The sequence below is a fragment of the Streptomyces sp. NPDC006385 genome, assembly GCF_040612485.1.
Lineage (GTDB): Bacteria > Actinomycetota > Actinomycetes > Streptomycetales > Streptomycetaceae > Streptomyces.
Map to the genome: position 1 here is coordinate 86,605 of NZ_JBEXQG010000033.1, position 6,687 is coordinate 93,291.

3 protein-coding genes are annotated in these 6,687 nt (G+C 68.4%); all 3 read right to left on the minus strand.

Translation table 11 applies throughout. The annotated features are described in order from the left end of the window. Positions 1-15 precede the first annotated feature (15 nt). Positions 16-5,034 (minus strand): toxin glutamine deamidase domain-containing protein, encoded by a 5,019-nt coding sequence (locus tag ABZ078_RS24415; protein WP_356578379.1) that lies wholly within the window; start codon positions 5,032-5,034, stop codon positions 16-18. Between the two features lie 771 nt (positions 5,035-5,805). Next, on the minus strand, positions 5,806-6,123 hold the full coding sequence (locus ABZ078_RS24420; protein WP_356578370.1) for a DUF397 domain-containing protein: 318 nt from the start codon (positions 6,121-6,123) through the stop codon (positions 5,806-5,808). Between the two features lie 82 nt (positions 6,124-6,205). Then, positions 6,206-6,592 (minus strand): hypothetical protein, encoded by a 387-nt coding sequence (locus ABZ078_RS24425; protein ID WP_356578372.1) that lies wholly within the window; start codon positions 6,590-6,592, stop codon positions 6,206-6,208. Positions 6,593-6,687 lie beyond the last annotated feature (95 nt).

The following is a 6,687-nucleotide window of genomic DNA, read 5'->3' on the forward strand; positions in this document are numbered from 1 at the left end:
ACTTCAGGTGCTCGGTCAGCCCTGAATGTCGGCACGGAGCTTTTTCCAAGTTCCTTGCAAGGCGTCGATGTGCCGATCGAATTCGGCTTTGATGGCGCCCTCCTTGTGGGTCGTGGTCGCCTTGCGTTGAGCGTCAAACTCACCTCGTATGGCCTTGCGCAGGGCTTCTCCGCTCTTTGCCTCCAGCTTCTGCAATGCCTTTTCGAGGCCCGCTTGGTCGCCCTTGTAGTGCTCCCGCCACACTTCTTCGGCGATCTCTCTGCACTCCTGGTCGGACTTGCCCTTCATCTGCTTGAGCGCGTCCCTCTTGTCCTCTGCCATTTCTCCGCGTGTGGCCACGCCCACAGGGTCGTCACGATATGTGGTGCTGTAGTGGATCGGTATCCCCTTCAGTCGCTCGTCCCGGAGGGTAATGGAGCACTTCGCATGGCCCTGGCCCTCTCCACACGGTTCTCGTTCGGTATACAGGCCGAGAGGCGTGTACTTCGATCCGTCCGGGTCCATACGCTTGAGCCAGTCGAGCAGGTGTCTTTCCGAGTGGCGCGGTTGTACGCCCTTCAATTCCTTGTTGGCTGGGACGGACGAGTCCACGATGTAATGAACATCGTTCTTCGGTGGAGGTCCCTTCACCTCAAGGACTGCATAATTCTTTCCGCTGAAATCAGGTCCGTGACGTTTGACTTCCTTGAGCTTTTCAGGCTCAAGTGCCTTGAATTCTGCCTTCTTGAACAGGGCGTTCATCGCCATGCGATGCAGCCGCACTCCGAGCGACTCCTTGGACAGCTTTGCGCCGCGGTCCGGAGTGTCCTTGTCCGGGGCGCTTTCGCCGTCGTTCCTGTACGGATTTGGAATCCGTTCCGGGCTGCGGCCCACCGCGTGTTCCTGGTGGAAGGAAAGGCTGAGCCTGGCGAGGGACGCCACAACGGCTTGCTGCTCGCCACGTGACAGGGCACCGAAGCCGGGGAGACTATTACTGAGTTGGTCCCGGGTGAAGCTGCGTGACCCGTCAGGATGGGCTTGCGGGCCGTTGCCGGTCGTCGCCAGCATGACGTCGGCGAGGGCGCCCGACTCCGCCCAGCGGTCGAGTTGGGCGTGGACCCGGTCGAGTTCCACCCTGTGGACGTTTTGCTCCCGACGCAGCCCTTGCTGCAGCTCGTCGGGCTCGATGCCGTACTCCTTGGCTTTGTCGCTCTCCGGTGTTTCATGGGTGCGCGAGCCATCGCTGTCCGGTCCGCCTTCGGTGACACGGCGGCTTTCGGCCGAGGTGTCGCTGGTACCTCGGTCGTGAGGATCGGTGTAAGGGCGGTCGTCGGGATCCTTGCTGTTGTCCTTGTCGCCGGTCGAGTCCGAGGGGGCGCCGTTCTGGTCAGCGTCTTGTCCGGCGGGGTTCTGGGGGCCTCGGGGCACGTTGTCGCGAGTCGTCTCCGCGTGCCGGTCGGAGCGTGCCTGGTTGTCGCCCTTGGCATCCGTCCGTTCGTCCGCGTGCGGTTTCGGGCTGGACGGCTCCTGCCTGCGTGGATCGTCCGAACGGACGGAGCCGTCGGAGCGGTAGCCGTCGGAGCGGTCGCTCTGCGATGTCGCCTGCGACTCGGGTGTTGCGGTGGTCCGGTCGGGGCCGGGCGTACTGGTCTCGTTGGTGCGGGGGCTGGATTCCGACTCCCGTACGGCGTCGGGAGTGTGTGCCCGTGTCTCGTCCGAGGGATCCGCCTGGTCGGCCTGCCTGTTCTCGGAGTTCTCGTGTTGGGACGCGTCGCCGTTCTGGTCCTGAGCCTCGTTGTCCTGGCTCTTGGAGTCCTCGGCGTCCTTGTCGTCGGGCTGGGTGGTGTCGATGGGATTGCGGTCGGCGTCCAGCGGGATGTGCCAGACGTGTGCGGCCTTGTCGATGTGGAGGGGCTTGTCGCTCACCTCACCGCTCTGGGTGTCGATCCAGACGATCTTGCCGTTGTGGTTGACGACGTTGAAGGCGTGGCCGCCTCCGCCGGGCCAGTCGACCTGGACGATGGCGGCTGAGCCGGGGCCGGCTTGCTGGAGGGTGGAGGCGATGGTGTTGGCGGTGTTGGGGTCGCCGCCGGGGCCGGCGTAGGTGTGGGCGGCGCCGGTCCAGCGGATCTGGTTGTCGTTCGCGTTGTCCTCGGGGGTGAACGGGTTGTGCTTGCCGTTCTCGTCGAGGTCGATGGTTCGGGGGGCCGAGACCTGGGGGTTGCCGTACCAGGTCTCCAGGAAGGAGCGGGAGCAGTCGGCGCAGTTGTTGCTGCGGCCGGGAACCGTGTTGCCGCCGTCGTTCTGGAGCTGGGCCCAGGGGCCGAAGGGGTCGGGGAAGCGCTGTGGGGTGCCGTCCTCGTGGTGCGGGACCGCGTCGACCAGAGCCTGCTGATCGGCGGGGTCGGGGTGGGACAGGCCTCCCGGGGCGTGGTCCAGGTCGGCGCGGATGTCGTCCAGGCTGTCCTGCTGGGGGTGGTTCTGGTTGTTGGAGTTGTTGGGGGTGGCCTGGGGTGAACCCGGGTGCTGAGGCGTGGCAGGGTCCGCGTGGGACGGTGACTGCGAGGGACCCGGGGTCGTGACGACCGTGTGGATCGGGACCGCCGTCACCTGCTGCTGGTGCTGCCGGTCCCGGTCGGGCGGCGCGTTCTCCGGCTTGTGGGGCTGTGCGGCCGGCTGCTGCGGTGTGGGGTTGTTCGGGCTCGGGCTTGGGCTCGGGCTCGGCGGGGTGTTGGGCGTGTGGCCGGCGGGCTGGTGAGGCCGCGGCGGGGTGGGGCTGGTGCCGGGGCTCGGCTGATTCGGAGTGCCGGGGGTGGGCGGCGTGCCGGGTGAGTGAGAGCGGCCGGGCTGTGTTGACGGGCTCTGGGCGTTGCTGCTCGGGGTCGAGGCTCGGTCAGTGCCGTTGGTGGAGGAGGTGGAAGGCGTGGCCGTCGGAGTGTTGGTGGACGCGGAGGGGGTCCTGGAAGGCGACGACTGGGCCGGGTGCTGGTTCGGGGTGGTCTGACTCGGGTTCTGGCCGGGCGTACGGGCGCCGGTCGGGTCCGCGGAGTTACGCGGCGGAGTGCGGTCGCCGGGCGTGGTGCTGGCGTTGTCCCGGTTCGGGGTGCGGTCGCCCGGCGTTGTGGTGGCGCCGTCTCGCGGAGGGGTCCGTTCGCCCGGCGTCGTGCCCGGGGTGTCCCGAGGCGGCGTGCGGTCTCCCGGCGTCGTGCCCGGAGTGCTCTGGTTCGGTATTCGACTGTCCGCCGTACCAGAGGACCGGCCGTCGGAGCCGGGTATTCGAGAACCCGGCGTCTGCGACGGCGTCGACGACGGCGTTGTCCGTGGCGTAGTCGAGGGCGTGGTGGGGCTCGGCGTCGAGGCAGGCCCCGTTCCCGTGGCGGACGCCGTGGTGCCCGGCGTCGTGGCGGAAGGATTCCTCGTCGGAGCGGACGCGGAACTGCTCGGGCTCGTAACGGTAGAGGCGGCGGAAGCCGCAGCGGACGGCGTGCCGGGTGTGCCAGCGGAAGGATTCCTCGCCGGGCCCGAGTTGGGGTTCGGGCTCGTCGCGGACGAGGTGCCGCCTGAGCCGCTCGGGGCGTTGTGCGTGCCCGGAGCCGCGCCGCCCCCGGTGGAAGGTGCCGTGGGCGAGGTCGGCATGGCCGAGCCGCCGTCCGTACGGCCGCCTGTTCCCCCCGGGGAGTGGTCGGCCGTCGGCGTGGGCGCCGCGTTGGACTGCGTGGGCGCGCTCGCGGCCAGGCCGTCGATCTGGGTGCCGATCGAGCCGCCTCCGGGCGAGGACGATGTACCGCCGGATGACGCGGGCGTGGGCGCGGACTGCGCTGTGGGGGAGGACAGGCCGGACACGGGGGAGCCGCCGCCGGAGTGCGAGGGGCCGGACGTACTCGGGGTGGCGGACGAACCGTTGGAGCCCGTACCACCAGGTGAGGTTCCGCCGGGCGAGGGGTCGTCGAAGTCCGACAGGGACGGCCCGGTGGCGGGCGTCGGCCTCGAGTAAGGGCTGTCCGAGGACGACGGGCTCCCGGAGTCGGATCCCGGCCCGGAGTTGGAGTCGGGGCCCGGACCCACGTTCGGGGCGCCGATGTCGTTGCCGCCCGTGTCGGCGGATATGCCGCTTCCTATGTTTACGCCGGGGCCGTTGCCGTTGCTCGCATGCGTCGACGTGGATGAGTCCGAACCCGACGAACTCGACGAGTCGGAGGACGAGGAGTGGGAACTGCCCGACCCGGAGTCCCCGCTGCCGTCGGAGCTACCGCTCCCGCTGTTCCCTCCGTTGGTACCGATGTCGCTCCCCGACGGCCCGTCGTACCCGTCGATACGGCTGTCGATGGCGTCCCGAGCCCGGCTGCCCGCCTTCTGGCCCAGGCTGTCGCGCAGGCCCTCGGCGAAGGTCTGCGGGCTCTGCCTGAGAGCGTCGAGACCTGCCTCGCCGCCGGCCTTCATGGTGGCGCCGATGTCGTAGCCCTCCTGGGCGCCGAAGCCGACGTTCACCGTCTGCCGGACGAGGTCGGTGATCATCGCCTCGACCGCCGAGATCGCAGGCTCCTTCAGCGTCTCGATGAGCGCCTCGAACATCGCCTGTTTGAGCTCGTCGAGTAGGCGCCGGACGATCAGGCGGGCGGCCTGGGTGGCGCCCATTCCCGCTACCGAGGACAGACCGAAGGTGAACGGTGCGGCGGCAGCGGCGGCGGCGATCTGGATGGCGAGGGCGATCAGCTGGGCGATCACCGCCCACTTGGCGAACTCGACGAGGTAGGCGCAGGCCTCCAGCACGTTCGCGATGAGGAAGGCTGCCTCGGCGGCGTTGCGGAGGTAGCCGTCCTGGCCGCCTCCACCGTCGAACTTCTCGTAGGTCTTGCGGAACTTGTCGATCGAGTCGCCGGCGTTGTGCTCGATCACCTGGCCGGCGCTGGTGTTCGCCTTGGTGTGCAGATCGGTGACCTGCTCGCCGAACTTCCGCCACACGGCGGCGCAGTCTCTGAGCTTGTCCTCGTTCGCCGTCGGCCACCGGTAGCCCAGCATCTCGAGAACCCACTCGAGCTCGTCCGGCAACATCATCGCCACAGCAGAAAGCACCCCCGTCAGCCAGCACGGCCGTACAACTCCCTGACCTATCAAGGAAAACAACACAGATGTACAGCCGTGCCACCAGCTTAAGGAGTCACCGGCAGGCAACTTGAGAGGGTTGCTGTCACAAATTCGTTGCAGGGCGGGTCTGTTGGTACGAGCGGTGGACTGCTGGCCGGAACGGCAGCCGACCCGTCACAACTGGTGCGTCACTGTGTACGGCCCCGAGTCCACTCTTTGTGCCCCGTCACGTCAGGACGGCCGATGTGCCCCTCCGCCCGCTCCGACTCACCGAGCCAGATGTGCGGGACGTACTGCTGGACCGCCGCCACCACCTGCTGACGGCAGAGGCCCGCGAAGCCCGCCGGGGGGATTCGCCCTTCTGGTTCCCGATGGCGATCACGACAGCCCCGAAGACGCCGACGGCGCCCATCGCGATGAGGAGTACGGAGCAGGGGAGTCCGACCATGGCACCGCGGCGGCCGGTCCGGAAAATTTGCCGCGGCAGCATCATGGCTGTCGCGGCGATCACGGGACCGGTCTGCCTCTTCGTGATGGTCAAGTGCCTCACCAGCGCTTCTCGGACGGCGCTTTGGGCCGTCGCACCAGGCACGGGGGTGGCCTGCAGGGCACTGGGGGAAGGGGCCGGCTGACCCCGCTCCATCAGCTCGACCGCTTTCTCGACCGTCTGCCGCAAGAACAGCCGCCGCCCGCTGTTGCGGACGGCTGCCGGGAAGTCCTCACGTACGACGGGGACCGAGCCTACTCGGCCACCACACCCCCGTTGTGCGGCGCCGGCTCCAGATCGAACTCCCCGTCCCGCGCCCCGAGCACGAACGCCCGCCACTCCGCCTCGGTGTACCGCAGCACAGTGTCGGGATCGAGGGACGACCGCATGGCCACCGCGCCCTCGGGCAGGTACGCGATCTCGACCCGCTCCTCGTGCTCCTCGGTACCGGGCGCGCAGTGCCACTCGGCCCCGGAGATGTCGAGGGCGTACAGCTCGTCCCGCTCCCGTTCCTTGCGCGCCTTGATGTCCTCGGCCTGAGTCCCGACCTCGTTGTTGTGTGCCTCGGTCATGCCGCTGGGCCTCTCCTGACGTGCGAACGACGTGTGGGGCTCACCCTACTTGCGTCGGTGGACCCCATGTGTCCGTTGCGGATCAGAGGTCCTGGCGAGGCCGCAGTGTGGCGTGTACGGCCCCGGACGGCACCTGCACCTGACCGTCGTACTCGGCCATCGTCTGCTTCCAGATGGCGTCCTGCTCGGCCTCGTTCAGCTCGTGCGCCACGCCCATCCTGCCGAAGGCGACCCCCATCCCGGCGATGCGCTCCGCCAGGCTGGCCATCGATTCGTACATGCCGTCGCGCAGGCCCTCGTAGACGACGCCGAACTTCTCGCCGATGTCGTCGTCACCCCACGGCGGGGTGTCGCCCTGCTCGAGGGCGCCCAGACCGGCCTGCAGGGTCGTCACGGCCTTGGCGAAGTCCACCCCGACGTTGAACATGTGGAAGCCCTCGGTCTTGAGGACCGCGGGATCGGAGTCCATGTATTCCGACGGCACAACTGCCCCCCGTGGCTCGTCTTTTCTGTCGCCACGCCACCTTAGCCGTGTCACCCGTACGAGACCCACCCCTCATGGGC